Genomic DNA, 26982 nt, shown 5'->3' with positions numbered 1-26982 from the left:
GTGAAGGCCAGGGTGTCTCCCTGGTGCGATCGATCCACTGCGGGCGGCATGGTGGGCGGCATGCCGTGGTTCCCGGATTTTGCCGCCGCGGCGGAGCTGATGCGCCGGGAGACCCGCGCGGCCGAGCAGGCCGACCCGGTCGGGCAATACCTGACCGCGCTCAACGACGGCGACGCGCACGCCCTCGAGGATGTGTGGCCGGGCCAGGTGGTGATCTTCGATCCCAAGGCCGGTGAGGTCCGTGGCCACCGGGAGCTGCGGAAGTTCCTGCGGACCAGCCGGGACCTGCTGGCCCGGCGCCGGGCCAGCACCGAGATCGTGGCCGCCACGACGGCCGGCGGCCGGGCCGTGGTGGAGCTGATGGCGCAGCTCGACGACGGGGTGCGGTGGCCGGTGGCGGTGGTGGCCGAGTCGCCCGACGACCGGACCGTGGTGTTCCGCACCTACTTCAGCCGGCACCCGCTCGACGGCCGGTCCCACCTGCGGCCGGCCATCCTCGAACCGGCGCCGCTCGTCCCGGGTGACGTGGCCGGCCGGTTCCAGGAGGCGGTGGCGGCGGGGGACGTCGCCGGCACGGTCCGGCTGTTCGCGCCGGACGGCTACCTGCGGGACCCGCTCGACGGCACCTATCGGGGCGCCGCCGACCTGGACGCGTACTTCTGCCGGATCTTCGCGGCCGGCGGGCCCGGCATCGAGACGTGCGTGGTGACCGACGACGGGGTGCGGTGCGCGCTCGAGCAGACCTTCGTCCGCTGGGGCGGCCGGGAGCTGCCGCCGCAGGCCGGGCTGGTCGTGCACGAGCGCGACACGACCGGGCTGCTCGCGGCGGTCCGGGTCTACGACGACTTCCAACTACCGGCCGAGCTAACCCGGTAGGAACTGCTGACCCCCGTCGATGTCGTAGACGGCGCCGGTCAGCGCGGTGTTGCTCATCAGGTGCAGGGCGAGCGCGGCCACGTCGGCCGGGCCGACCACCCGGCCGATCGGCAGGGTGGCGCGCAGCTGTTCGCGGCGTTGTTCCAGGCCGTCGCCGAGCAGGGCGGCCGACAGCGGGGTGTCGACGAAACCGGCGGCGATCAGGTTGATCCGGATCGGCGCGATCTCCAGGGACAGGTTGGCGACCAGGGCGGGCAGCGCCGCCGTCATCGCGGCGGTCACGGCCAGGCCGGGCGAGGGGCGGCGGGCGCCGGTCCCGCCGATGAAGATCAGCGTGCCGCCCGGCCGGACCCTGCCGACGGCCGCGCGGGCGACGCGCAGCACCAGCGCGACGTGGTCGCTCAGATGGTGCGCCGCCTCGGCGATGTCCATGTCGGCGAGCAGGCCGTAATAGGGCCGGCCGGCGGTGACCAGCACGTGGTCGACCGGGCCGGGCAACTCGGCGAAGTACGCCTCGAGCCGCTCGGCGTCGTGGGCGTCGAACGCCGCGGTGGCGCTCGCGTGCACCTCGGCGGCGGCCCGCTCCAGGCGCCCGGAATCGCGCCCGACCAGCAGCACGGCCGCGCCTTCGGACGCCGTGAGACGAGCGGTCTCGAGGCCGATGCCGGCGCTGCCGCCAATCACCACGACGGTCTGATCCTTCATTTCGCGCCTTTCGAGATCTGCGCGTCGAGATCGCGCAACGCCTGGAAGATGGCCTCGGAGAAGGTCGGGAACGGCTGGATCACGTCGATCAGCACCGACAGCGGGATGCGGGCCCGCACCGCCGCGGTCACCTGCTGCAGCCATTCGCCCGCCTCCGGCCCGAGCGCGTAACCGCCGATCAGCCGTTCCCCGTCGGAGACCAAGGTCAAAAATCCAGGACGAGAGTCATAACTACGGGTGTACGTCGAGGTCCGCGGCACACCAGCAAGCGCGATCGTCGAGGTGTACGGCCCATCCGCCTCGCCGACCGCGGCGGCCTGCGGATCGCTGAAGATCACCCGCGGGACCGCCTCGTAGTGCGCCTCGCGCGGCCGGCCGAGCAGGTTGGACGCCACGATCCGGCCCTGATATTCGCCGACGTGGGTCAGCAGCCACAGGCCGGTGACGTCGCCGATCGCCGAGAGACCGGAGCCGGCCGACATCCGGGCGTCGACCGCGATCCCGCGCGGGTTGGCCTCGATGCCGACCGTCTCCAGGCCGATGTCGGCGACCCGCGGGCGGCGGCCGGTCGCGACGAGAAGACGGTCGCCGGTGACCGTGGTGCCGTCGGCGAGCTCCAGCGCGTACACCTCATCGGAGAAGGTGGCCTGGACCGGCGCCTGGCCGAGCCGAAGCTCGATGCCATCGGCCCGCAGGGCCTCGGCGACGCCCTCGGAGAGGGCCGGCGCCTCGCGGGAGAGCAACCGCTCGCCCCGTTCGACCAGCGTGACCCGCGCGCCCAGCCGGGTCAGCGCCTGCGCCATCTCGACGCCGATCGGGCCGCCGCCGAGCACCAGCAACCGCTCCGGGATCTCCTTGACCCCGGTGACCTCGCGGTCGGTCCAGAGGCCGGGCAGCTCCCGCAGGCCGGGGATGGGCGGGATGGCCGGGTCGGAGCCGGTGGCGATGACAAGGTGCCCGGCGCTGTACCTCTTGTCGTCGACGACGACCGTTCCGGGACCGGCCAGCCGGCCGTGGCCGCGGATCACCTCGATGCCCACGCTCTCGGCCCACTTGACCGCGCCGGAGTCGTCGTAACCGGAGACCTCGAAATCGCGCCAGGCGAGGACCTCCTGGACGTCGAGCGGGCCGGTGACCGCCTCGCGTGCGCCCGGCACCTGCTTGGCGGCGGACAGCGCCTCGCCCGGTCGCAGCAGGGTCTTCGAGGGGATGCAGCCGAAGTAGGAGCACTCGCCGCCCAGCAGATAGCGCTCGACGATGGCAACCCGCAGGCCACCGGCGGCAATGGCCGCGGCACAGTGCTCCCCGGGCGCGCCGCCGCCCAGGACGATCACATCGAAGTTGTCCATGCCGTTCAACTTGCCGCTTTTCCGGCGGCTTCGCCCCAGGGAGTCCCACTGGCCTTTGCTCCTGGTCGCCCGCGGGAGTTACACGCCGGCCGGCACCGCGTCGCTGGTGAGGCGGGCCCGGCCGGCGCCCTTGCTCGCGTAGAGCAGCAGGTCGGCGCGGTGCAGCAACTCCTCGGGACTCTCCTGGCCGTCCCACTGGGCCAGCCCGGCGGAGAACGACTGCCCGTGCGGGGTGGCCGCCATCAGCCGCTCGACGACACCGGCCGCCTCGGCCGGCGTGTGCGCGGTGAGCAGCAGGCCGAACTCCTCGCCGCCGTAACGGGCCAGCAGGTCGCCCTCGCGGAGGTTCATCAGCCAGGCGATCGCCGACCGGCTGAGCAGCTCGTCGCCGGCCTGGTGACCGTGGGTGTCGTTGTACCGCTTGAAGTGGTCGAGGTCGATCAGGCCGACGGTCAGCGTGTCGCCGGTGGCCGCGCACTCGGCCATCGCCGCGTGCAGCCGCTCGTCCCACCGCCGGCGATTGGCCAGCCCGGTCAGGGCGTCGTGGTTCGCCAGCCGCTCCAGCCGGCGCGCCTGCTTCTCGACCCGGCTGACCAGACCGGCCATCCGCACCGTGACGAGCAGGAACAGCACGACACAGCCGATCGAGGGCGCCGCCCATTCCTGGGCGATCCGGCCGGTCACGCCGAGATAGATGCTCACGGCCGGCGCCAGCAGGATGGCGACGGTGAGCAGGGCGAGCCGCGGCCGGACGAACGACGGCGGGTTGGCCGGCGGGACGGTGAGCCGGCGCATCGAGGGGTGCACCGCCGCCGTCGCGCCCAGCACGTTGGCGAGCATGTAGGCGACGCCGGCCGCGCCGCCCTGATAGGGCCCCGACGAGGTGTCGGCGATGAGCAGGAAGTCACCCAGCGCGGTGGTGAGGAGCCCGGCGATCAGCAGCCGGAAACTGCCGGTCCGGGCGCCCGGCGTGGTGATCAGCAACGAGGCCAGCACGAACAGGGCGATGTCGCCGACCGCCATCAGCAGCCCCACGACCAGGTGGAGCGGATCCTCGATCGACAGGTCGCCGCCGAGGAACAGCCAGCCGAGCAGGCCGAGACTCGCCGCGACGATGCCGCCGTCGACCAGTGCGGTCCGGTCGTCGGTGCGGGCGCGCCCGCGGATGAGACCGGCCAGCGCCACGCACATCAGCGGATAGCCGGCCACCGACAGCGACCCGCTGATCGCCGACCAGGGTTCCGCGGTGGTCAGCTGGTCGATGACCGAGTTGGCCGCCCAGACCGCGAGGCCCGCGACGAACGTGTACCAGGTCCAGACCTGCTGCGGGCGGTAGCGGCGGACGGCATGCAGCACCACCGCGACGCACGCCACGCCGACCAGGCCGAAGCCGGCGGCATGCCACCAGCCCACGGCCGGCAGCAGGGAATAGGCGATCGTCGCGGCGGTACCGACACCCAGACAGGTCCGCCAACTGATTGACACGAGGGGCCATCGGCGGCGCCGGCAACGGGCTGAGCGTTTGAGGAACACATCCCACTGCCTCAAGTACGGGCCGGCGTGCGCGATAGGCAGGCGGTGAAACGCACACACCTGGCCGATCGAATCGTCCTGACCGCGGCCGGCGGACTGCTGCTGGCCGCGCTGCTCGGCGTGCTCGGCCTGGTGCTCCCGATCCCGGTGTGGTCGCTGTGGCCGGTGGCGGCCTTCGCGCTGGCCGCCGGGGTGGCCGGCTGTGCCGTGGCCGCCGCTACCGCCAGCGGGCCGGGGCGGGCGTTCTGGCAGCGCATCGCCTTCGCCACCGTCCTGCTCGACGTGGCCGTGATCGTCCATGCGGTCGACGCCGTGCGGCAGCCCGGCCGGGTGCTGGCGATGACCACCCGCGGCGAGGTGTTGTACATGGCCGCGATCGGCCTCGCCGTGGTGGCCCTGCTTCTCCTGCCGGGCCGGCGCCGCGGCCGGCGGACCGCCGCCGCGCTGTGGCTCGACGTCGCCGTCGTGGTCGTCGCCGCCGTCGTGGTTCTGAAGGAAATGCTGGCGGTCCTGCCGTTCCAGCTCACCGGCGGCCGGCCGGCGACGGCGTTCCAGCTGATGACCGCGGCCACCGCCCTCGCGGCCGTCCTGGCCGTGATCAAGGTGGGGATGAGCGGCTCCGGCCCGGTGGCCGGCCGCGCCCTGTGGATCCTCAGCCCGGTCGGGTTGCTGGGCCCGCTGGCCACGGTGCTCGCGCCGGCCCTGCGGCCGTGGCCGCACCTGAGCCCGATCGCCTTCAACATGCTCATCTTCGCGATGATCCTCACGCTCGCCACCCGGGCGCAGACCCGCGCGAACCTTGCCGCGCCCACCCCGCCACCATCGGACGACACCGTGCGCCGCCGGCCCATCAGCCTGGTGCCGTATGCCGCCGTCGCGGTCACCGCGGTGATGCTCGTCGGCGTGACCGTGCGCGACGGATATCTGCCGGCCGGGCTCGCGACCGGCGCCATCGTGCTGATCCTGCTGGTCGTCGTGCGCCAGCACGCGGCCCTGCTGGACAACGGGGTGCTCCTCGACCGGCTCGTCGACCAGGTCCGGCACGACGATCTGACCGGCCTGTCCAACCGGCGTGGCTTCACCGGCACACTCGCCGACCGCCGCGCGCCGGCCGTCGTCGCGGTCTGCGACCTGGACAACTTCGCCGCGATCAACGACCGGCTCGGCGACGCCACCGGTGATGCCGTCCTGCGCGAGGCCGCGCACCGGATCACCCTGACCGTGGGCGGTTCGGCGACCGTCGCCCGGCTGCTCGGCGACGAGTTCGGCGTGCTGCTGTCGGTCGAGGACGGCGCTCAGCTCGCCGAGGCCCTGCGCGACGCGTTCCACGCCCCGCTCTCCGTCGACGGGCACGACCTGCTGGTCACCGTCTCGGTCGGGTTCGCCACCGGCGCCGGCGACGCCATCCCCGATCTGCTGCGCCGGGCCGAACTGGCGTTGCAGGCCGCCAAGCGGGTCGGCGCCGGCCGCTGCCTGGAGCACACGGCCGGCCTCGACGCCACCGTCCAGCACGACGCCCAGCTCGCCGCCGACCTGCGCCGTGGCCTCGAAGACGGCGAGTTCCGGCTCGCCTACCAGCCGATCGTCGAGCTGCCGACGGGCGCGATGCGCGCGGTGGAGGCCCTGGTGCGGTGGCGGATGTCGCCGGCCGAGTTCATCCCGGTGGCCGAGCAGACCGGCCTGATCATCGACCTGGGCGCGTGGATCCTCGACACCGCCTGCGCCGACGCGGCCGCCTGGTATCACCGCTACGGCGCCGACGCACCCGCCGTCAGCGTCAACGTCTCCGCGCGGCAGCTGCTCGACCCCGACCTGCCGGCACTGGTCGCCGCGACGATGCACCGGCACGGCCTCCCGGCCGACCGGCTGATTTTGGAGATCACCGAGACCGCGGTCTTCGCCGGCGGGCCGGCCCTGGCCACCGTCGGGGCGCTGCGGGATCTCGGGGTCGGCATCGCTCTCGATGACTTCGGCACCGGCCACTCGTCGCTCACCCTGCTGCGGACCTGCCCGGTCACGACGCTCAAGGTCGACAAGTCGTTCATCGACGACCTCAACGGCAGCCCGCAGCAGGAGGCCATCGCAGTGTCGCTGCGCGGCATCGCCGACACGCTCGGCCTGCGCGCCGTCGCCGAGGGCGTCGAGACGCAGGCCCAGGCCGAGCGGCTGCACGCCCTCGGCTACCGCTACGCCCAGGGCTTCTTCTTCGCCCGGCCGGCGCCGGCTTCCGATATCGAAAAAGCCCTCACCTCAGTTTCAACGAGATGAGGGCCTTCTCGATCGACTTACGTCATGAGCAGGTGGGCTCGCCGGACTGGGCCGGCACGCTCACCGCGGTCCACGCGGCCTTGACCGTGTTGAACTGCGTGCAGCTGCCCGGGAAGAGGGTCTTCGCGGCCTGCAGCGTCCACACCCGGTACTTCAGGTAGGACGACGACGAGGTCTTCAGCAGCATCGCGTTGTACATGATCTTGATGGCGTTCTGGATGCCCAGACCGGTGATCGTCGTGCTGTTGCACGTCGAGCTGGCCGGCTGCCCGTTGCCGCTGGTGCCCTGCGCGAGCAGGTAGAACCAGTGGTTGCCGGGACCGGCAGCCGCGTGCACCTCGCCGTTCGGGGTGCTGCTGGAGTAGCAGTTCGAGTCGCCCAGCGCCGACGGGTTGTACATGTTGCGGATCGGGCCGGAGCCGACCAGGTTGACCTCTTCACCCACCAGGTAGTCGGGGGCGTCGGCCGGCGAGTTGATGTACCACTCGGTCGCCGCGCCGAACGTGTCGGCCACGAACTCCTGAGTGCCCTTGGCCGAGATGCCGCCCGGGGTGTTGTCGTCGATGCCGTGACCCAGCTCGTGACCGACCACATCGGCCGAACCGATCCAGTTGCCGGCGGTGTTCTTGCCGATCTGCACCTGGGTGCCGTCGTAGTACGCGTTCTGCTGGTTCAGCCCGACCCGGATCGGCCACGCGCCGCCGGAGCCGTTCTGGCCGTTGCGGCCCAGCCACGACGACAGCATCGCGAACTGCTTCTCGGCCACGTAGAGCACGTCGACGCCGCCGGTCTCCCGGTTGGTGCCGACGCCGTTGCCCCACGCGTTGTCGGTGCCGGAGAACGTCGCGTTGCCGGTCGCGTTCTGCGCCTTGATCGTCGTGTGCGACGGGTCCTGCAGCAGGTAGGTCGAGCCGGACTGGGTGGTGCTGAGCGAGACCGAGCCGTAGACCCAGCCGTTGCCGGTGCCGGTCGCGTTCATGACGTGCTCAGACGTGCTGAGCACCGCGCCGGTGAGCGCGTCCACGTTGACCGTCAGCCGGCTGACGCCGTCCGCGCCGGTGCCGTTGACGGTGGAGCTCCAGGCCAGGCGGGCGGCCTTGCCCTCCTCGGCGACGACGACGAGCTTGGTGCCCTCCACGCCGGTCACCGACTTGAGCTGCGCCTTGGCGGTGGTCAGCGCCGCGGCGTCGGAGATCTTCGGGGTGACCGACAGCTCGCCGATCGCGCTGGTCTGGGCGACCGACGTGTACGTCGCCTTACCGGCGGCGTCGGTGACGACGACGAAGTCGCCACCCTTGACCGGCAGACCCTTGTAGGTCCGCTCGAACGGGACGTAGTTGACGCCGGCCGACGAGACGACGGTCTTGCGCTGGAACGTGTCCATGCTGCTCACGTGGAGGTACGAGGGCTTCGCGGCGACCAGGGCGTCGGCCCCGGCGGCGGCAGCGACCAGCGGCGACACGGCGGATTGCGCCGGCGGCTGAGCTGCGGCCGGCCCGGCGGTCAGCGCCGCGGTGACCGCGGTCGCGGTCCCGACAGCGATGGCCAGAGGGGTTCGGAACATCACGCGTACTCCTTAGGGGGTTCCCGGGTGGGACAGCGCAGACGTTATCGACAAGCTTCGATCTAAGTAATGGGGGAAACCCTCGTCGGACATCCCAATCAGGTCATCTACTCGCCAATAGGCCGATAGCGTGAGCAGTCGTGACCAGTCGACGTCCCATCATTGCCATCTCTGCGGTCCTGGCCCTCGGGCTCACAGCCTGCGGCTCGAGCGGCTCCGAGGACACCGCGTCGACCACGGCGGCCACCGTCAAGTCGTACGACAAGAGCGTGGCCGGCGTCGTCGAGGCGGCCGAGGCGTTTCTCGCCACTCTCGACGACACCGACAAGGCCTCGGCGCAGCTCGACCTCACCCAGGACAACGCGACCGCCTGGTCCAACCTGCCGTGCGGGTCGACCTGCCGGGTCGGGGTCGAGTTCAGCAACCTCGACGACGACGAGGTGGCCGCGGCCAAGAGCGTGCTGCTGACCGCGCTGGGCACCGGATCCGGCAGCGGCTACCAGCGGGTCACCGAGCTGTTGCTGGCTGACGACTATCTCGGCAGCGTGCAGGCGAGCAGCGGCACCAGCGGCGGCCCGGGCGGCGGCGGGATGCCGTCCGGCGGGGCGATGCCCTCAGGTGGCGGAATGCCTTCCGGCGGCGGGATGCCCTCGGGCGGCGGGATGCCCTCCGGCGGCGGCTCCGACGGTGGCGGCGGCCTCGGCGGCTACGGCTCCGGCAACTACTACCTGGCCTTCCTCGGCACGCCCAGCAGCACCGGCACCTGGCAGCTGCACTTCGGCGGACATCACCTGGCCGTCAACATGACCTACAAGGCCGGCGCGGTCGAGGGCGTCTCGCCGTTCTTCGTCGGCGTGGAGCCGACCAGCTGGACCGACTCCCTCAGCACCGCGCATGCGCCGCTGAAGGACATGCGGGCCGCCATGCTGGCCATGACCAGCAGCCTGTCGACCGCCGAGCAGACCAAGGCGAAGCTGTCCCAGTCGTTCACCGACGTGCTCCTCGGGCCGGACCAGGACGGCAAGTTCCCGGCGAAGAAGCAGGGCCTCGCGGTCAGCTCGCTGACCGCCGCACAGAAGAAGCTGGTGCTGGCCGCGGTCAAACCGTGGGTGGCCAATGCCGACGACGCCACCGCGACCGCCCTGCTGAGCACCTACGAGTCGGAGCTGGACAAGACCTACATCGGCTGGTCCGGCACGCTCGGGTTGACCAAGCACGCCGATTACGTCCGCATCGACGGGCCGAGCGTGTGGGTGGAGTTCGTCTGCCAGAACGGCGTCGTCCTGCAGAACCAGATCCACTACCACACCATTTACCGCGACCACACCCGCGACTACGGCGGCGAGTTCACGTTCTCATGATCCGCCGGCTGGCCCTCGCGGCCGCCGCACTGGTGGCGGCGTTCCTGCCCGGAGCGCCCGCCGCCGCCCATCCGATGCCGCATTCGACGGTCACGCTGGACGTGCACGACCGCTCCGTCTCGGCCGAGCTGCGGTTGCCCGCCGAGGATTTGGCACTGGCCGCCGGCTCTCCCCCCACCGCTGCATCGTCGCCGGCCGGCGGCGACGTGCGCCGTTATCTGCTTGCCCACTTCCGGCCGCGGACGATGGCCGGCGCGCCGTGGCGGGTCGCGATCGACCGGATCGAGGCGGCCGACGGCGAACAGACCGCCACCGGCCCGTACCGCGAGTGGGTGATCGGCGCTTCGCTCTCGCCGCCGCCCGGCGGGGACGTGCGGCACTTCCGGCTCGGCTACGACGCGATCGTGCACCAGGTCGTCACCCACACCGTGCTGGTCTCGGTCCGCCAGGACTGGGCGGCCGGCCGGGTCGAGGGCGACACCCAGGTCGGCGTGCTCACGGTCGACCGCCGCACGATGACGGTGCCCGGCCTGACCGTCGACCTCGGACCGGGCAGCGCCGGGCGCGGCTTCCTGGCGATGCTGCGGCTGGGTGGCACGCACATCGTGGAGGGCACCGACCACCTGCTGTTCCTGCTGGTCCTGTTGCTGCCGGCGGCCCTGCTCGCCACCGGCCGGCGTTGGCACGGGAGCGCCGGTGGCCGCCGGGCCGTCCGCCGCATCGGGGCGGTCACGCTCGCCTTCACCGCCGGGCATTCCGCCGCCCTGGCCGCCTCCGCGCTCGGCCACATCGAGCTGCCCGCGCGGCCGGTGGAGGCGTTCATCGCGGCCAGCATCCTGATCGGCGCGACGCACGCGATCCGGCCGCTGTTCCCCGGCCGGGAGGCCCTGGTCGCCGGCTTGTTCGGCCTCGGGCACGGCATGGCGTTCTCGTTCACCCTCGCCGAGCTGCACCTGTCCACCGGGCAACTGGCGCTGAGCCTGCTCGGTTTCAACCTCGGCATCGAACTGGTCCAGCTCCTGCTGGTGGCGATGGCGCTGCCCGCGATCGTGCTCGCGGCCCGGCTGCCGGCCCAGCCGGTGCTGCGTATCGGCGGCGCCACGGTGGCGGCCGTCGCCGCGGCCGGCTGGCTGGCCGATCGCCTGGGCCGGCCCAATCCGGTGGCACGTCTGGCCGACACGGCCGGTTCGCACACCGCCGTCGTGATGATCGCCCTGTTCGCCGCCGGCCTCGCCGGCACGATCGGGCGGCGGATGCGGAGTGCGGTCCCCACGGCGTAACAGAGGGGAAACCTTTGTAACGGCGTCGAGCATGGACAACCCGCAATTCCTATAGGCAAGATAGGTGGCATGCCGCGCAGCCGCCCGTTGATCACCCGCCGTGAGGTCGACCTCATGCGCGTGATCGCCGCTGCCTGTCGACCCTGACGCACCCCCTCTCCTGCCACCACCCGTCCGCATGGCCGCGGACCGCTGGTGCGCGCCCGCATGCCTTCCGGACACATGCCTTCCGGACCAAAGAAACGGACTCCACATGGGACACGAACTCGACGGAAAGCGCGCCATCGTCACCGGCGGCGGCACCGGCATCGGTTACGCCGTCGCTCTCGAACTAGCCCGGCAGGGCGCGCAGGTGGCGATCGCCGGCCGCCGCACCGAGGTGCTGGCCGCGGCGGCCACGAAGATCAAGGACGAGATCGGGGCCGACGTGCTGCCGGTCACCGCCGACACCGGCGACGACGAGTCGGTCAAGGCGCTTGCCGAGACCGTCAAGGCCGCGTTCGGCGGGGTGGACATCCTGGTCAACAACGCGGCGGAACAGCCGGCCCAGCACGGATCCAGCTACCTCGACGCCACCGACGACTGGTTCCAGCGCCAGATCAACGTCAAGGTCATCGGCTATCTGCGCACCATCCGCGCGGTCGCGCCGCTGCTCATCGAGAACGGCTGGGGCCGCATCATCAACATCAGCGGGACCGGCTCCCGGCAGACCGTCTCGGTCATCGGCTCGGTCCGCAACGCCGGCGTCACCGCCCTCACCAAGAACGTCGCCGACGAGCTCGGCAAGCACGGCATCAACGTCACGGTGGTGCCGGAACAGATCGCCGATTCCATCGAGCACTGGTTCCGCACCCGGGCCGCCGACGGATTCAACCTCAACTTCGACGTGTTCCCGACCGGCCTCGAGCTGTTCGTCGACCACGTCGTCCCGCTGCTGCGGCAGCGCGGCATCTTCCGGCGCGAGTACACCGGCCGCACCCTGCGCGACCATCTCGGCCTTCCCCGCCCGCTCTCTCGTTTTCAGGAGGCAGAACAGTGACGGTCGTGCCACGTCGCCGGCTCGGTGACCTCGAGGTCTCCGCGCTCGGCCTGGGTTTCATGAGCTTCGTCAACTCGGCCGGCGCCGACGAGGAGCGGGAGGCGACCGCGCTGGTCGGCGAGGCCATCGACCTCGGCATCAACTTCTTCGACACCGCCGACGTGTACGGGCCGGAAGTCAGCGAGATCCTGCTCGGCCGGGCGATCCGCGGCCGCCGGGACCAACTGGTCATCGCGACCAAGTTCGGCAACCGGCTGGACCGCTCCGGGCTGGACAGCCGGCCGTCGTACGCCCGGTCCGCGGTGGACGCTTCGCTGCGCCGGCTCGGCCTCGACCACATCGACCTCTACTACCAGCACCGGGCCGACCCGCAGGTGCCGATCGAGGAGACCGTCGGCACGCTCGCCGAGCTGGTCCAGCAGGGCAAGATCCGGCACATCGGCCTGTCCGAACCGGGCCCGCAGACCCTGCGCCGGGCCCACGCCGTGCACCCGATCACCGCGATCCAGAACGAATGGTCGCTGTTCAGCCGCCAGATCGAGGACGAGACGCTGGCCATCGCCCGGGAGCTCGGCATCGGCGTGGTGCCGTACTCGCCGCTCGGCCGGGGCTGGCTCACCGGCCGGGTGCACAGCCGCGCCGACCTGTCCGGTCGCCGGCTCACGCATCCGCGGTTCGCCGACGCGGTGTTCGAGATCAACCGGCGGCTGGCCGAGGAGGTCGCCGAGGTCGCGGCCGAGGTCGACGCCCAGCCCGGACAGGTGGCCCTCGCCTGGGTGCTGTCGCGCGGCGACGACGTCGTGCCGATCCCCGGCACCCGCCATGCGTCCTACCTCCGGCAGAACCTCGGCGCCCTCGACGTCGTGCTGACACCCGCGCAGATCGCCCGGCTCGAGTCGATCGCCGCGCGGGTGGCCGGCGAACGGGCGGTGCGGCCGCAGCACATCGGCGTCGAGACCCCGCTACAGAACGCGAAGGCGCCCGCATGAGCCGGCTGATCTCCGCGGCCGAGCTGCGCGCCGACCTGACCGACGGCGGGGAGATCGCCGTCGTCGACACCCGCGAGGGTTCCCGGTACGCCTCGGGACACCTCTCCGTCGCCGTACCCATCCCGGAAAGCTCTTTGGAGTTGGAAATCGGCACCCGGGTGCCGCGCCGGAATGTTCGCCTCGTGCTGACCGACGGCCTGGCCGCCGCCGGCCGCCTGGAAGCGCTCGGCTACACCGACGTGCGGGTGCTCGACGGGGGCACGCCGGCGTGGACGGCCGCCGGGAATGAGCTGATCACCGGCCTCAACTCGCTCAGCAAAGCCCTCGGCGAATTCGTCGAGCGAAACTACGACACGCCGCGCATCACCGTCGACCGGCTCAAGGAGAAGCTGGACGCGGGCGAGGACCTGATCGTGCTCGACACCCGCCCGCTGCCCGAATACCGGCACATCGCCATCCCCGGCGGCCGGCCCGCGCCCGGCGCCGAACTGCTCTACCGGGTCTTCGACCAGATCACCTCCGCGGACACCCAGATCGTGGTCAACTGCGCCGGCCGCACCCGGGCAATCATCGGCGCTCAGGCGCTGATCAACGCGGGCGTCACCAACCCGGTGGTGTCGCTGGAGAACGGCACGTCGGCCTGGCTGTTCGCCGGCTTCTCCCCGGTGGCAGGCTCCGCCGACCTGATCGACGCGCCCTCCCCCGCGGCTCTTTCCCGCGCCACGGCGGCCGCGGCGCAGATCCGGGAACGCTTCGGCGTGGTCGTCGGGCAACCGCCGCCCGCACCGGACCGGACCACCTATCTCCTCGACGTCCGGACCCCCGAGGAGTACGCGTCGGGCCACCTCCCCGGCTCGATCCCGGCGCCGGGCGGCCAGCTCGTGCAGGCAACCGACCTCTACGTCGGCACCCGCCACTCCCGGATCGTCCTGGTCGACTCGCCCGACCTGGTGCGCTCCTCGATCACCGCGTCCTGGCTGCGGCAGCTCGGCTGGGACGACGTCTTCGTGCACGCGCTCCCGCCGGCCCTCTCGGCGGCCGAACTCGATGCGACCCTGGTCGCCGGCGACCCGGTGACGGTGATCGACCTGCAGCCGCCGGCCGCCTACTTCGAGACCCGGCACCACATTCCCGGTTCGCTGGTGGCCCGGCGCTCGACCCTGCTGCGCAACCCGGCACTGCTCGGCGACGCGCTGCGTCGCGGCCCGGTCGTCCTGGTCTCGGACGACGGCCGCCTCGCCCGCCTGGCGGCAAGCGAACTCCCCGGCACGTCGGTCCTGACCGGCGGAATCGGCGCCTGGCTGGCGGCGGGCCTGCCTACCTCGACGGGTACGGACCAGGAAGCGCTCACCCCGGGCGACGCTCTGCCACCGCCGCCGGACCTCGACGCCCGCAAAACCGCCTTCGCCGAGTACGTGGCGTGGGGCGACGCCGTCACCGACCAGCTCGCCCGCGACGGCCTCATCTCGTTCCGCCTCTTCCCGCCACCACCCGCACCCGCCGCGCCGTCGCCCGCCTCGCCCGTGCCCGCCTCGCCCGTGCCCGCCTCGCCCGTGCCCGCCTCGCCCGTGCCCGCCTCGCCCGTGCCCGCCTCGTCCGTGCCCGCCTCGTCCGCCTCGCTCTGGGAGCTGAGCCATGACTGACACTCTTGCTGAACCGGTGACCGCCGGGTCGGCGCGACTGCGTGAGCTGATCGACACCATCGACGCCGACGTGGTCGAGCGCGACCAGGAGAAGCGCCCGCCGTTCGCCGAGTTCGAGCTGCTCAAGGCGGCGCGCATCGGCGCCCTGCGGCTGCCGGTGGCCGAGGGAGGCGGCGGCGCCACCGTCACCGAGCTCTTCGCCACCGTCATCGACCTGGCCGAGGCCGACCCGAACGTCGCACACAGCCTGCGCAACCACTACCAGTTCGTGGAGCAGTTGCTGCGCCGCCCGCGGGAGTCGAACGCGAAGTGGTTCGAGCACGTCCGGGCGGGAAGGCTGTTCGGCCTGGCCGCCACCGAGCTCGGCCGCAAGCAGGCCGGCCTGCGCAACCCCGGCTTCGAAACGGTCGTCGTCACCACCTCCGAGGGCCTGCGACTGACCGGCACGAAGTTCTACAGCACCGGAAACCTCTACGCCGACCTGCTCGTCGTAGCCGCCCAGGGCCCCGACGGCGAACCGGCCCGGCTGGTCGTCCCGGTCGACCGCCCCGGCGTGTTCATCGAGCGCGACTGGGACGGCATCGGCCAGCGGTTCACCGGCAGCGGCACCACCCGCTTCGAGAACACACCGGTCCACGAGGAGGACTTCGTCCAGAACGGCGCGTGGTACGGCGACGTGCCCTACCTGGCCACGTTCCCGCAGCTGATCCTGACCGCGATCATCGCCGGCATCGTCCGCCGGGCCGCCCGCGACGCCCGCGACCTGGTGCGCGCCAAGCAGCGCACGTTCTACCACGCGGCCGCCGACCAGCCGGTCGACGACCCGATCCTGCAGCAGAGCGTCGGCTACCTGGCCAGCCAGGCCTTCGTCGCCGAGGCGGCAGTGCTCACCGCGGCGGCCGCGCTGCAGCAGGCAACCGAGTCGCAGGGCGGACCGGACGAGGCCGACCTCGCCCTCCGCGCGTCGTTGCGAGCGGCCAAGGCCAAGGTGGTGGTGGACGAACAGGCGCTGCGGGCCGCGACCGAACTCTTCGACGTCGGCGGCGGCACCGCGGTCCGCCAGATCAACCACCTGGACCGCCACTGGCGCAACATCCGCACCCTGGCCTCGCACAACCCGCGAACCTACAAAGCAAAGGCCATCGGCGCGTACGAGATCAGCGGAACCCCCTTGCCCAACGGCGGCTTCTTCTAGGGCCGACCCAACCCCGGCCCAGTTCCAAGGAATGCGGCCCCTCCCGGCCTCGGGCCCGGCCCCGTTTCAAGGAAAGCGGCCTCTCCTGATCTCGAGAAGGGGCCGCCTTCCTGGAAATGGGCGGCCGGTCAGGTCGCGGAGCAGCTCAGGGTCGGCGTGCTTGTCGCGCCGTTGGCGAGGAAGCCGAACGTGGTCGACGCGCCGGCCGCCAGGGCGCCGTTCCAACTGACGTCGGTGGCGGTCGCCGCGGTGCCGGACGTCGTCACGTTCGCGCCCCAGGACTGGGTGATCTGCTGGCCGGAGGCCAGTTGCCAGCCGATCGTCCACGACTTCGTGCCCGCCGCGCCGGCGGTGACCGTGACCTCACCCTGGAAGCCGCCGGTCCAACTGCCCACGATCGACAGCCGCGCCGCGCACGCCCCGGTCGCCGGCGAGGTGGTTGCGGCCGGTGACGTCGTCGCGGTCACGGTGGGCGACGTGGTCGGCGAGGTGGTTGCGGCCGGTGACGTCGTCACGGTGGGCGACGTGGTCGGGGACGTGGTGGCGGTCGGGGTCGGGGTTGGCGTACTCGTGCCGCCGTCGGTGATCGCCAGGTCCGCGTCGGTGAAGCGCGAGTAGGCCGGGTTGAGGTCGGTCTCGCCCGCCTTGCCGTCGCAGCCGCGGTCCGGGTTGAACAGCAGGTAGGTGCCCGAGCTGCACGCCGACGCCAGCTCGGCATCGCCGCCGACCACGATCGAGCCGGACAGGTTGGCCCCGCCCTGGATCAGCGCGTTGTCCTTGACGACCGCGTTGCCGCTGATCGTGGCGCCGGAGTTGACCCAGGCCAGGCCCTCGATGCGGGCGTTGCCGGAGACCGTGCTGGTGCCGTAGACGGCCGCCCGCGGTCCCACATAGGCCGTCGAGGCCACCGTCGCGCTGTTGGACACCCAGCCGCCGCCGTTGGTGTGCCAGTGGCCGCCGCCGGTGGCGGCCGGCTTGGTGTAGCCCGGTTCGTAGCCGGACGGGACGGCGCCGGAGACGGTGAACTCGTACGGATAGCGGTAGTTCTTGGTGTATCCGTCGGAGTAGCCGTAGTGGTGCACCGACGACGGCGCGCCCAGCACGACCAGATAGACCTCACTCTCGCCGGACTGCAGCTGGAACGAGATCTGCCCGTCCGCGGTGGTCGAGACCGTGCCGTACCGCGGAGTGCCGTTCTTGACCGCGACGAAGCCGTAGCTCCAGCCGGACCCGGCGGCGCTGTTGACGTGGCCCTTGAAGTGCAGCCGGACCAGTGCGCCGTCGGTCGACGGGACCAGCTTGATCTTGTTGTAGCCGTAGTCGGACGGCGCGATCGCGTCCGGGACGGCGTAATGTCCGGCGGCCTGGTTGACCGCGTCCACGGGCACGCCGTTGTAGGCGTTGAGGAAGCCCGCGCCGTACACGTTGTTGATGAAGGTTTGGAAGTGGCTCTTGTTGCTGTAGTCGTAGGTGACCTGGTGCTGGGCGTAACCGGCAAGGTCGGCGTTAAGCTGATCTTGCGTGAAGCCCATGAGTCGCCGGTACGTCTCCAGTGGATGTTCGGTGGAGCGCGCCTCGTTCCACAGGCGGTTGAACATGCTGATCCCGCCGTGCTTGTCGACGAGGTACTGGATGAGCATCCAGGCGCCGTAGTGGTGCCGGCTCGACGAGTACGCCATGTTCTCGGTACGCAGGAACCGGGTGAGGTCACCGGCCCCGCCGTCCGGGTAGACCTGCATCGCCATGTATTCGGCGCTGGACTCCCAGAACGTGCCGGCCGAGGCGTCGGTGAAGCCGTACCCGGACTTGCCGAGGAAGGTCAGATTCTGGAACACGTGTCCCAGCTCGTGGGCGAGGCCCCACGACCCGGGCAGCGCGGCCGCCGGCGCGATGTTGATGACGCCGACCTTGCCGTCCGCGCTGCCGCCGGTGGCCCAGGCGTCCAGCTCGGTCCGGTTCCAGGTCTGCGTGACGATCACATCGATCTTGTACTGCGCGAGCGCGCCACTCTCCGGCGTGAACTGCATGGTGTTCACGTAGTAGGAGTAGAGGGATTCCAGCTGGGACAGGATGTTGTCCGGATCGAAGTTGTAGGGCGAGGCCGCCGTGGCCGGGCTCGTGCCCGACTTCTCACCCCACAGGAGCACGAAGTTGGCCGACTCCTTGCTGCGGTCCGAGCTCCACGGCACCTCGCCGGTGCTCTGCCAGGACGCGGGGATGTAAACGGTCTTGGTCGCGGCGAACGCCGTCCGGGCCAGGGTGGGTCCGAAACCGGCGACCAGGCCGAGCGCGACGATCGCGAGAACCGCCAGCAGGCGGCCCCTTTTTCGCTGGGGGGACATGTTGTCGTCCTTCGGGGGTGGGTGCGCCGCCGAGCGAGGCCGAACATGCCGAAGGAGTGCGAACGAGGGTGGTGCCGCAGCACCGACTCCCCACAAAGTCGAAAACCACCCACGCCCGGCCGACAGGTTCCGCCACACACGGCCGCGTGGACCTGGCCATCGTCGTTCCCCGAGTGAATCAAGTCAAGTTACGCCTGTCGATGCAGCTCTTCGATCTCGAAGACGCCGTCCAGGCGGGCCAGGCGCAGCACTCGCCGGACCCGGTCGGCGGGGGCACGCAGCACCAGCTGCCCGCCCGCGCTGATCATGGCGCGGTGCGCCCGGAGCAGGACCCCGATTCCGGCCGCGTCGGCCTGCGGGCTGTGCCGCAGGTCGACGACCAGCCGGCGGGGGCGGAGCGCCATCGCCTCGGAGATCAGTCGCTCCCACCGGGGGACGGCGGTCCCGTCGAGCGCCTCGGTGACGACGACCACCGCTTCCGGTATCTCCCGGTCCGGCACGGACACCCCTCCTGCGCGTATAAGGCCTGCTCGCAAGGTTCGGATCCCGATGTGGCGGCCGGTCCCCGGCACCATGACAGTTCCGTGACAGTGTCGGCGCGAAGGGCCATCCGGTTCGTCGTTCGGCCCCGTACCAGCCATGATGTGAAGGTGTCCGCGGTTCTGGTGATCGAAGACGACGACCGGATCAGGCTCTCCCTGGTGCTCGCGCTCGAGGACGAGGGCTATGCGGTGACCGGCGTGCCCACCGCCGAGGAGGGCCTGGACAGTCAGCGCCGTGCTCCCGCCGAGACCGTGCTCGTCGACCTGATGCTGCCCGGCATCGACGGCTTCGAGTGCATCCGGCAGTTGCGCCGCACCGACGACGTGCCGATCGTGGTGATCAGCGCCCGGGACGACACGCATGACATCGTCGCCGCACTGGAGGCCGGTGCCGACGATTACCTGGTCAAACCGGTCGCAGTCAAGGAACTGACTGCGCGGCTGCGGGCCCTGCGCCGCCGGGCCCGGACGGTCGCGCCCGACGACGTACCCGTGCTGCGCTTCGGTGATCTTGAAATTTTGCCGGAGGCAGGTGAGGTGCGCCGGCGTGGGGCGCCGGTGGCGGTCACCCGGACCGAGTTCCAGCTGCTCTGCGAGCTGGCCGACCACCCGGGCCGGGTGCTCTCCCGGCAGCAACTGCTGCAGCGCGTCTGGGAGTACGACGGTGGCGACGAGCGCCTGGTCGACGTGCATGTGGGCCGGTTGCGCCAGAAGATCGAGGACGATTCGAGCTCGCCCCGGCACCTCGTCACCGTCCGCGGGCTCGGTTACAAGCTGCAGCGATGATGCGCCTCGGGCTGCGGTCACGGGTGATCACCGGCTTCGCCGCCGGCGCGCTCGCGCTCTCGGCCACGATGGCGTTCGCGTCATACGAGATCATCCGGCACTCCCTGCTCGGCGAGCGGGAGGCGACCGCGGTCCGGGCCGCCTATTACGACGCCGCGGTGATGCGGGCCGGCCTGGTCACGACCTCCGACCCGGACCTGGTCGCCCTGCTCCGATCGCTCGACACCGGCGAGAGCCGGCGGGCGCTGCTGCACCGCTCCGGGGAATGGTTCGCCCGCAATGCCGACGCCGGCACCACCGACGCCGTGCCCGCCGCGTTGCAGGAACGCGCCCAGTCGGGGCGGGCCGCCGTGCAGCGGGTGCGGGTCGGCGGCGCCCCCGGCATGGTCATCGCGGTGCCGATCTCCGCCGACACGGTGTTCTACGAGGTCGACTCGCTCGCCGAGCTGGACCACACGCTGAAGGTGCTGACCATCGTGCTCACCGCGGTCGCCATCGTCACGGCACTGGCCGGCGCCGGCCTCGGGTGGTACGCCAGCCGTTACGTGCTGCGCCCGCTGGTGCGCGTGGCCGAGGCGGCGCAGAACATCGCCACCGGCAACTCCGGCGCCCGGCTGGACCCGGCGCAGGAACCCGACCTGGGCCGGCTGGCGTCCTCGTTCAACCACATGGTCGACGAGCTGTCCGCCCGGGTCGAGCGCGACCGCCGGTTCGCGGCCGACGTCAGCCACGAGCTGCGCTCACCGCTGCAGACCCTGTCCGCCGCGGCCAGCGTCCTCACCCGGCGGCGCGATCAGCTCGACGAGCGCACCGCGCTCGCGGCCGGCCTGATCGCCGACGAGACCGCCCGGTTCCAGCAGTTGGTCAACGACCTGATCATGCTGGCCCGCAGTGACCAGCCGGCCGAGCGGACCGCGGTCGACGTCGCCGAGCTCGCCCGGTCGGTCTGCCGGGAACACGGACTGCCGAGCAGCCTCGTGACGGCGGACGGCGATCCGCTCTGGAACGTCGACCGCCGCCGCTTCGCGCAGATGCTCGGGAACCTCCTCGACAACGCGGCCGCCTACGGTGGTGGCGCCACCGCGGTGCGGCTGGCGATCGACGACGAGTTCGGCAGCATCGAGGTCGACGACGAGGGCCCCGGGGTGAGCCCCGAGGACAAGACCGTCATCTTCGACCGCTTCGTCCGCGGCCGCGCCGCCGGGACCCGGGGCGCCTCGGACGGCACCGGACTGGGCCTGGCCCTGGTCGCCCAGCATGCCACCGCGCACGGCGGGACCGCGCAGGTCCTGGACCGCCCGGGCGGCGGCGCCCGCTTCCGGATCGAACTGCCGGGGTGCCGGCCATGAAGACGCGCTTGCTCGCCGCCGTTGTCGTGGCGATGCTGGTGGGTGGCTGCGGCGTGCCGGTCGACGACGAGCCGGAGGACCTGCGCAACCCCGGTCTCTCGTACGGCTCGAGCGGACCGGCCCCGGATCGCCTCGGCGCCGCTGTCGAACGTCTCTACCTGGTCCGCGACGGCCTGCTGTCGAGAGTGGTGCGCCGCATGCCGACGGCTCGCACCCCGCAGCAGATGCTCCAGGACCTGCTGGCCGGGCCGACCGCGGCGGAACACGAGGACGGCCTGACCAGCGCCCTGAGCACGATGCACATCGACGGGATGACGCTGTTGCAACGGCGGGCCACGATCGCGATCGGCGGCACGGCCGGGCCGGGCGTCCGCAACGACGAGATGCTGGCGTACGCGCAGATCGTCTGCACGCTGACGAGCCAGGGAGCCGAGGTGGGCACGGTCTCGTTCACCACCGGCGGCCGTCCGCTCGGCGTGCCGCGGGGCGACGGCTCGCTCTCCGACGGCCCGCTGACCATCGCCGACTACGCAGTCTTGCTGGGCTCCTGAACAAGGCTGGAGTCCTCGACAAGGATGGCGACGGCTTCGTCCGGGCTGTCGAACGCCGGGAACACCGTGTCCAGCCGCATCGTGTGCAGCACGGTCTGCACGAACCGGGACTGGGCCGCCAGCGCCAGCGTCCCGTGCCGCCGGTGGGCCGCATTCCGCGCCCGGACCAGCGTGCCGAGCCCGGTCGAGTCGATGGTCTGCACCTGAGCGAGGTCGACCACCACCAGCGGCCGTGCCAGCACCGCCTGTTCCAGTGCGTCGCGCAACTCGGCGACCACGTCCAGGCCGATGTCCTGTGCGACCCGCACGATCGCCACCGCCGGCGTCAGCGCGAGTGTTACTCCCCCATCCGCGACCTGCGGAACGACTGTCATGTTCGCTCCTCGTTATGCACCTTGGCGAGGTGACCCGTCGCCCACGAGACGACCAGCCTGCCGGACGCATGTGGCAGCGAATCCGCAGCAACATGACGTTTTCATGACGGCCACCAGCGTCGCGCACACAGCGCACCGGCGGTCACGACCAGCACGGCGACAGCCAGCGGCCCGGCCGGCACGCCGGCCACCAACGCCAGCCACGGAACCGTCAGCCACAGCCAGACCAGCAGCGACAACATGACCGGGCGCGGAAACGCGAACCGCCCCCGGTGGCCCGGCGCCGGCAACAGAGCGGCGACCACCGCGCCGAACTCGTCGGCCTGCTCCGGTTCGCCGTCACCGGCCGGCGCCCGCAGGGCATTGCAGAGATCGTGCGATCCGCTGACGGACCGGACGGCGGCGGCCGCCGCGTCCCGGGCCGCCCGAGAACTCACCACGCCATCCAGCACGACGACGTCGTTCTGGACATCGACCCGGATCGGCTCGCGCCGCGTCAGCTCGCCGGCGCCCAGCTCGAGGACGACCGCAAGAGCCAACCGGACCTCACCGGACGCCACGACCGGGTCCTGCCGGCGCTGCCGCGCAAGGAACTCGTCATCAGCCATCGGCTGCACGCCGCGCCCTCCCCTTCGCCTCGACCGGATCGACCACAGCCCATCGATCCTGGTCGGCAGAGTTGGCAATGCTTCCGCGATTTCATGACGGTTTCATGACAGCCACGCCCATCGATGGCTGACGAACGGGCCGGGGTGGAAGTTGACGAAGGCCGGGGCGTCGTTCAGGGACAGGGCCAGCGCGGCCTTCTGCAGCGCCTGGGTGGTCGCGGTGGCATCCCAGCGGCCGGTGACGGCGCGGTGCTCGGCCGCCTGGATCGCGGCGATGAACTCGGACGGGACGAAGGCGCAGTGGCCCCGGCGGGCCACGAACGACTGGCGGAGCAGGGGGCCGGAGGCCTGCTGGGCGTAGCGGTTCTCGTATTCGACCGGGGCCAGCTGGTCGTAAAGGGTGTGCATCGTCAGCGTCGGGACGTCGAGGTTGCCGGTCAGGGTTGAGGTTCGGGTCAGTGAGGCCACGGCGGAGCGGTCGGCCTGGACCGAGGCATGCCGGGTCAGGTCGGTCAGGTCCGCATGCAGGGACAGGCCGGCGGATCGGTAGAGGGCCTCGACCGTCGTGCGGTAGGGCGAGTGGGACAGGAGCGCCGCGTAGTTCACGCCGGCGTTCCAGGAGGCGTTGCCGCCGGCGCTCAGCTCGATGAAGTAGCGCGACGGCATCACGAACGGCAGCGTCGCGACCAGCCATTCGTACTGGGCCTGCGCGATTCCCTCGGCGGAGACCGGGGGCGTGGCCTGCGAGGCGGACCAGGTCGGCATGTTCAGCAGGGCCGTGCCCAGCGCGACCCGCGCGCGACCGGCCGCCGTGGCCTGGGCGGCGGTGGCCAGGGACGAAAGCTGACCTGCGGCCGCGGCGCCGTCGGCGGGGCTCGCGTAGCCGACCAGCGGAATGGTCGCGGTGGGAGCGAGCAGGCGGGACAGGGCGTACTCGCCGTCCAGCTGGTAGTTGTTCAGGTCAACTCCGCCGCCCAGCAGGCCGCAGGTGGAGACCGCGGCGTCCAGGCGGTGGTGGTGGCCGGCGCGTTCCGCTTCCTGGGTGCTGATCAGGCCGCCCATGGAGACGCCGAGCGCGATGGTCAGCCGAGGCCGGCCGATGAGCGCGACCACCGCGTCCAGCGTGGCGAACTGGTCCCGGGCGGCGCTGGCGAGGGCCCATAGCGAGCCATGAGGGTCGTAGGAAGAGCCGGCCAGGGCATAGCCGCGGTCCAAAAGCGCCTGCTTGGTAGCCGGGTCCGGCGCGTCGGCCGCGGTCAGCGATCCGAACCCGTGGCTGAACAGCAGCAACGTGCCGTTCCAGGACGCCGGGACGTCGGCGATCCACGTCGCGCCGTCGGCGAGCGTTCCGGAATAGGCAGCGGTGGCGGCGCGGGCCGGGGCGGCCGGGAGCAGCACGAGCAGAAGCGCGGTGATCAGGGCGGACAGACGTTTCATGAGGACCTCCGCAAGGTGGGGACGATTCCCTTGGGGACGAACAGGACCACGGCGATCAGGAGGAGCGCGTAGACGGCGTACGACAGGACGCTCGGCGCGTAGCTGGGCATGCCGGGCTGGGTGGCCAGCGTCGTGAGCAGCTGGACCACGACGGTGATCAGCGTGGCCCCGAGCAGGGCGCCGGCAATGCTGCCGAGACCCCCGACGACCGCCATCACGACGTACTCGACCGAAAGCAACACCGGGAAAGAACCCGGCGCGAGGTAGCCGAGAAAGAAGGAGTAGATGCCGCCGGCCAGGCCGGCGAAGGCCGCCGAGACCCCGAAGACCAGCAGCCGGTACGCGCCGACCGGCACCCCGCTCGCCTCGGCCGCCGCCTCGCCGGTGGCCAGCGCGCGAAGCCCGCGACCGACCCGGGAGCGCACGAGGCGGTAGGCGATCAGGCTGACCAGCGCGATGAGGACCAGGACGACGTACGCGTAGTGGATGTCCTCGTCGAGTTCGAAGCCGCCGATCGACAGGTAGGGCAGCCCCTGCAGGCCGACCGCGCCGCCCGCCCAGTCCGCGTCGCCCAGCACCGACAGCAGGATCAGCTGCAGGGCGAGGGTCGCGAAGGCCAGCTGGTGGCCGCGCAGGCGCAGGATGGGCACGCCGACCAGGACGGCGGCCGCGGCCGCGGCGAGCGGTGCGGCCAGCAGGGCGAGCAGCGGCGGCGTGTGGTGCAGGGCGAGAAGACCGCAGGTGTACGCGCCGATCGCGGTGAACGCCGCCTGGCCCAATGAGACCTGCCCGGCGTAGCCCATCAGCAGCGACAGGCCGACCACCGTCATCGCCGACAGCCCGAGCAGGACGAACGTGGTCAGCTGGCCGGGGGTGAGGATCAGCGGCACCGCGGCCACGATCAGGGCGCCGCCGAGGTAGGCCCACTTCATGCCGCCTCCAGCACTTCGCGCCGGCCGGCTCGGGCGACCAGGACCACGAGCATGAAGATCAAGGCCACCTCCGACTGGTACGCCGTGGAGAGGTAACCGCCGACCAGGGCCTGCACGACGCCCAGCAGCAGGCCACCGGCCAGGGTGAGGCCGGGGCGGGTCAGGTTGCCGAGGATGGCGGCGGAGAAACCGCTGACCACCAGCGCGACGTCGCTGTCGAACGACACCTGCTGCACCGGGGTGATCAGGACACCGGCCAGGCCGCCGAGCGCGCCGCCCAGGGCGAACGCGAACAGGCCCATCCGCAGCACGTTGATGCCGACGATCCGGGCCGCGTAGGGGTCGGCAGCGGTGGCGGTCAGCGCCCGGCCCAGGTCGGTGCGGGCGAACAGCAGGGCGGTCGCGCCGAGCACGACCGCGGTCACCGCGATGATGAGCAGGTAGTGCTTCTGGATGCCGTCGATCGAGCCGGGCACACCGGCGAACGACCTCGGCTGGTCGCCCCAGAGGAGGATCTCCACGGCGTACGCGAAAACGCCCAGCCCGAGGGTGATGATGAGGCCCGCCTGCGGAGTGGTTCCGGGTTTTCCGGTCGCGACGGCGCCCGCGATCAGGCCGGTCAGGGCGGCGACCAGCACCGCCAGGGCTTCGGCGAGGCCGTGCGGCAGGCCGGCGGCGAGGAGCGTGGTGACGGTGAGGGCGGCCAGTACGGCGAAGCTGCCCTGGGCGAAGTTGACCACGCGGGTGACGCGGTAGATGACGACCAGGCCGCTGCCGGTGAGTGCGTAGGCGCAGCCGATGCCGACGCCGGTGACCAGGTACTGCAGGAGTTCGCCCATCAGCCTTCCTCCAGGCCGAGGTAGGCGGTGGCGACCTCGGGGCTGCCGGCCAGTTCGGCGGACGGACCCTCGGCGACGATCCGGCCGGCCTCCAGCACGTACGCCCGGGTGCAGAGGTCCAGGGCGAGCCGGGCGTTCTGCTCGATGAGCAGCACCGCGAGGCCGCCGGCGTGCCGTTCGCGCAGGTTCGCGGCGAGATGCTCGACCACCAGCGGGGCCAGGCCCAGCGACATCTCGTCGATGACCAGCACGTCCGGGCCGGCCATCAGCGCCCGGCCGAGCGCGACCATCTGCTGCTGGCCGCCGGAGAGCCGGCCGGCCGGCCGTTTCCGCAGCGGGGTGAGTTCCGGCAGCAGTTCGTAGACGAGCCCGGTGTCCCGATCGGAGTTACGCCAGGCCCCCAGGCGCAGATTGTCGTCGACGGACAGTGGCGCGAACAGGTGGCGGCCCTCCGGCACGAGCGCGAGCCGGCCGCTGGTCGTGACGGTTCCGCTCGCCGGGCGCAGGATCCCGAAGAGCGTGTTGACCAGGGTGGACTTGCCGGCGCCGTTGGGGCCGATCAGCGCCACCATCTCGCTTGTGCCGACGGTGAGGGTCACGCCGTCGAGGGCGGTGGCCACGCCGTACCGGACGGTCAGGTCGTCGATTTTGATCATTGCGGGCCGCCCAGATAGGCGGCGATCACGGCCGGGTTCGCGCGGACGGTTTTGAAGGGGCCGCTCGCGATGACCCGGCCGAGGTCGAGGACGGTCACCCGGTCGGCGAGGCGGGCCACGAAAGCGACGTCGTGCTCGACCAGCAGGATGGACAGGCCCTCGCCGCGCAGTTGCTCGATCAGCTCGGCCAGGGCCGACCGCTCCGGCCCGCGCAGGCCCGACGCCGGCTCGTCCAGCAGCAGCAGCTTCGGGCGGCCGCACAGGGCCCGGGCCACCTGCAGCGCCCGCTGCTGCCCCAGCGGGAGGGCGTCGGCCGGGCGGTCCGCCCACTCGGCCAGGCCGGTGCGGGTCAGCGCCCGGGCCGCGTCGTCCCGGATCGGCGCCTCCTCGCGACGGTGCCGGGGCAGGCGCAGCACGGCGGCGAGCGGGCCGGCCCGGGTGACCGCGTGCGCGCCGACCATCACGTTCTCGGCCACCGTCATGTTCGGGAACACCGGCGAGTCCTGGAACGCGATCGCGATGCCGCGCCGGGCCCGCCGGTGCGGGGCCAGCCGGTCGATGCGCTCGCCGGCGTAACCGATCGTGCCGGCGGTCGCGATCAGCTGGCCGCCGATCAGCTTGAACAGGGTGGACTTGCCGGCGCCGTTCGGGCCGATCACGGCGTGCGTCTCCCCCGCGCGAACGTCGAGGTCGACGTCGCGCAGGGCGTAGACGCCGCCGAACCGCCGGGTGGCGCCGGTGACGGTCAGCAGGGCCGGCACGCC

24 protein-coding genes and 1 pseudogene are annotated in these 26982 nt (G+C 71.8%); 12 read left to right on the top strand and 13 right to left on the bottom strand.

Annotation, left to right across the window (positions count from 1 at the left end; translation table 11 throughout):
• Window positions 1-60 precede the first annotated feature (60 nt).
• Entirely contained in the window at window positions 61-876 is an 816-nt protein-coding gene (locus tag AB0E90_RS35620) for a nuclear transport factor 2 family protein (RefSeq protein ID WP_360415775.1), read from the top strand.
• Here AB0E90_RS35620 and AB0E90_RS35615 read toward each other — a convergent pair.
• From AB0E90_RS35615 to AB0E90_RS35605, 3 genes are all read right to left on the bottom strand, one after another.
• Window positions 865-1581: an SDR family oxidoreductase gene (locus AB0E90_RS35615; protein WP_360415773.1), complete on the bottom strand. Its 717-nt coding sequence runs from the start codon at window positions 1579-1581 to the stop codon at window positions 865-867. The genes AB0E90_RS35620 and AB0E90_RS35615 overlap by 12 nt on opposite strands.
• Window positions 1578-2930, bottom strand: coding sequence for an NAD(P)/FAD-dependent oxidoreductase (locus AB0E90_RS35610; protein ID WP_360415771.1), 1353 nt, complete (start codon window positions 2928-2930; stop codon window positions 1578-1580). Before AB0E90_RS35610 ends, AB0E90_RS35615 begins: the two co-directional genes overlap by 4 nt.
• 78 nt (window positions 2931-3008) lie before the next feature.
• Window positions 3009-4415 (bottom strand): diguanylate cyclase, encoded by a 1407-nt coding sequence (locus AB0E90_RS35605; protein WP_360415769.1) that lies wholly within the window; start codon window positions 4413-4415, stop codon window positions 3009-3011.
• 93 nt (window positions 4416-4508) lie between these two features.
• Here AB0E90_RS35605 and AB0E90_RS35600 point away from each other — a divergent pair, with 93 nt between their 5' ends.
• Window positions 4509-6731 (top strand): bifunctional diguanylate cyclase/phosphodiesterase, encoded by a 2223-nt coding sequence (locus tag AB0E90_RS35600; protein ID WP_360415767.1) that lies wholly within the window; start codon window positions 4509-4511, stop codon window positions 6729-6731.
• 22 nt (window positions 6732-6753) lie between these two features.
• Here AB0E90_RS35600 and AB0E90_RS35595 read toward each other — a convergent pair whose 3' ends face one another.
• A complete protein-coding gene (locus tag AB0E90_RS35595; RefSeq protein WP_360415765.1) occupies window positions 6754-8295 on the bottom strand; it encodes a M4 family metallopeptidase in 1542 nt (513 codons plus the stop codon).
• 140 nt (window positions 8296-8435) lie between these two features.
• Between AB0E90_RS35595 and AB0E90_RS35590 the strand changes: the two genes are divergently transcribed.
• From AB0E90_RS35590 to AB0E90_RS35560, 7 genes and pseudogenes are all read left to right on the top strand, one after another.
• Entirely contained in the window at window positions 8436-9656 is a 1221-nt protein-coding gene (locus AB0E90_RS35590; RefSeq protein ID WP_360415763.1) for a DUF3500 domain-containing protein, read from the top strand.
• Complete coding sequence (locus tag AB0E90_RS35585) at window positions 9653-10936, top strand: HupE/UreJ family protein (protein WP_360415761.1); 1284 nt, start codon at window positions 9653-9655, stop codon at window positions 10934-10936. The genes AB0E90_RS35590 and AB0E90_RS35585 overlap by 4 nt, the downstream gene beginning before the upstream one ends.
• 253 nt (window positions 10937-11189) lie before the next feature.
• Window positions 11190-11975: an SDR family NAD(P)-dependent oxidoreductase gene (locus AB0E90_RS35580; RefSeq protein WP_360415759.1), complete on the top strand. Its 786-nt coding sequence runs from the start codon at window positions 11190-11192 to the stop codon at window positions 11973-11975.
• Window positions 11972-12964: an aldo/keto reductase gene (locus tag AB0E90_RS35575; protein ID WP_360415757.1), complete on the top strand. Its 993-nt coding sequence runs from the start codon at window positions 11972-11974 to the stop codon at window positions 12962-12964. Before AB0E90_RS35580 ends, AB0E90_RS35575 begins: the two co-directional genes overlap by 4 nt.
• Window positions 12961-13962, top strand: a pseudogene (locus AB0E90_RS35570) (rhodanese-like domain-containing protein); the annotation flags it as partial. The gene AB0E90_RS35575 and the pseudogene AB0E90_RS35570, both read left to right, overlap by 4 nt.
• Window positions 13963-14384: 422 nt before the next feature.
• Window positions 14385-14603, top strand: coding sequence for a pentapeptide repeat-containing protein (locus AB0E90_RS35565; RefSeq protein ID WP_360415883.1), 219 nt, complete (start codon window positions 14385-14387; stop codon window positions 14601-14603).
• On the top strand, window positions 14600-15802 hold the full coding sequence (locus tag AB0E90_RS35560) for an acyl-CoA dehydrogenase family protein (protein WP_360415755.1): 1203 nt from the start codon (window positions 14600-14602) through the stop codon (window positions 15800-15802). Before AB0E90_RS35565 ends, AB0E90_RS35560 begins: the two co-directional genes overlap by 4 nt.
• A gap of 128 nt (window positions 15803-15930) precedes the next feature.
• On the opposite strand, the gene AB0E90_RS35555 is transcribed toward AB0E90_RS35560, so the two are convergent.
• Entirely contained in the window at window positions 15931-18144 is a 2214-nt protein-coding gene (locus tag AB0E90_RS35555) for a DUF6055 domain-containing protein (protein ID WP_360415753.1), read from the bottom strand.
• A gap of 188 nt (window positions 18145-18332) precedes the next feature.
• The gene (locus tag AB0E90_RS35550) at window positions 18333-18644 is read right to left on the bottom strand and encodes an STAS domain-containing protein (RefSeq protein WP_360415751.1); all 312 of its coding nucleotides are present in this window, start codon (window positions 18642-18644) and stop codon (window positions 18333-18335) included.
• A 150-nt stretch (window positions 18645-18794) separates the two neighbouring features.
• Here AB0E90_RS35550 and AB0E90_RS35545 point away from each other — a divergent pair, with 150 nt between their 5' ends.
• Genes AB0E90_RS35545 through AB0E90_RS35535 form a run of 3 tightly spaced genes read left to right on the top strand, consistent with a single transcriptional unit; the run spans window position 18795 to window position 21372 of the window.
• Window positions 18795-19472: a response regulator transcription factor gene (locus AB0E90_RS35545; RefSeq protein WP_360415749.1), complete on the top strand. Its 678-nt coding sequence runs from the start codon at window positions 18795-18797 to the stop codon at window positions 19470-19472.
• Complete coding sequence (locus tag AB0E90_RS35540; protein ID WP_360415747.1) at window positions 19469-20821, top strand: HAMP domain-containing sensor histidine kinase; 1353 nt, start codon at window positions 19469-19471, stop codon at window positions 20819-20821. Before AB0E90_RS35545 ends, AB0E90_RS35540 begins: the two co-directional genes overlap by 4 nt.
• Window positions 20818-21372 carry a GerMN domain-containing protein gene (locus tag AB0E90_RS35535; RefSeq protein ID WP_360415745.1) on the top strand — a complete coding sequence of 185 codons (555 nt, stop codon included), beginning with the start codon at window positions 20818-20820 and terminating at the stop codon, window positions 21370-21372. The genes AB0E90_RS35540 and AB0E90_RS35535 overlap by 4 nt, the downstream gene beginning before the upstream one ends.
• Here AB0E90_RS35535 and AB0E90_RS35530 read toward each other — a convergent pair.
• The 7 genes from AB0E90_RS35530 to AB0E90_RS35500 all read right to left on the bottom strand — a co-directional run bounded on the left by AB0E90_RS35530 (window position 21348) and on the right by AB0E90_RS35500 (window position 26979).
• A complete protein-coding gene (locus AB0E90_RS35530) occupies window positions 21348-21746 on the bottom strand; it encodes an STAS domain-containing protein (protein WP_360415743.1) in 399 nt (132 codons plus the stop codon). The two genes, AB0E90_RS35535 and AB0E90_RS35530, sit on opposite strands and share 25 nt — an antisense overlap.
• Before the next feature lie 101 nt (window positions 21747-21847).
• Window positions 21848-22354: a BON domain-containing protein gene (locus AB0E90_RS35525; RefSeq protein ID WP_360415741.1), complete on the bottom strand. Its 507-nt coding sequence runs from the start codon at window positions 22352-22354 to the stop codon at window positions 21848-21850.
• A 102-nt stretch (window positions 22355-22456) separates the two neighbouring features.
• On the bottom strand, window positions 22457-23791 hold the full coding sequence (locus tag AB0E90_RS35520; RefSeq protein WP_360415739.1) for a hypothetical protein: 1335 nt from the start codon (window positions 23789-23791) through the stop codon (window positions 22457-22459).
• Entirely contained in the window at window positions 23788-24723 is a 936-nt protein-coding gene (locus tag AB0E90_RS35515; RefSeq protein WP_360415737.1) for a branched-chain amino acid ABC transporter permease, read from the bottom strand. The genes AB0E90_RS35520 and AB0E90_RS35515 overlap by 4 nt, the downstream gene beginning before the upstream one ends.
• Window positions 24720-25562: a branched-chain amino acid ABC transporter permease gene (locus AB0E90_RS35510; protein ID WP_360415735.1), complete on the bottom strand. Its 843-nt coding sequence runs from the start codon at window positions 25560-25562 to the stop codon at window positions 24720-24722. The genes AB0E90_RS35515 and AB0E90_RS35510 overlap by 4 nt, the downstream gene beginning before the upstream one ends.
• Window positions 25562-26218, bottom strand: a complete 657-nt coding sequence (locus AB0E90_RS35505; protein WP_360415733.1) for an ABC transporter ATP-binding protein — start codon at window positions 26216-26218, stop codon at window positions 25562-25564. Before AB0E90_RS35505 ends, AB0E90_RS35510 begins: the two co-directional genes overlap by 1 nt.
• The gene (locus AB0E90_RS35500; protein ID WP_360415731.1) at window positions 26215-26979 is read right to left on the bottom strand and encodes an ABC transporter ATP-binding protein; all 765 of its coding nucleotides are present in this window, start codon (window positions 26977-26979) and stop codon (window positions 26215-26217) included. Before AB0E90_RS35500 ends, AB0E90_RS35505 begins: the two co-directional genes overlap by 4 nt.
• Window positions 26980-26982 lie beyond the last annotated feature (3 nt).

The sequence above is a fragment of the Actinoplanes sp. NPDC026619 genome (genome assembly GCF_040638295.1).
Classification (GTDB): Bacteria; Actinomycetota; Actinomycetes; order Mycobacteriales; family Micromonosporaceae; genus Actinoplanes.
Note: the sequence above shows the minus strand (reverse complement) of the source record. Positions and strands in the feature narration are given on the sequence as shown.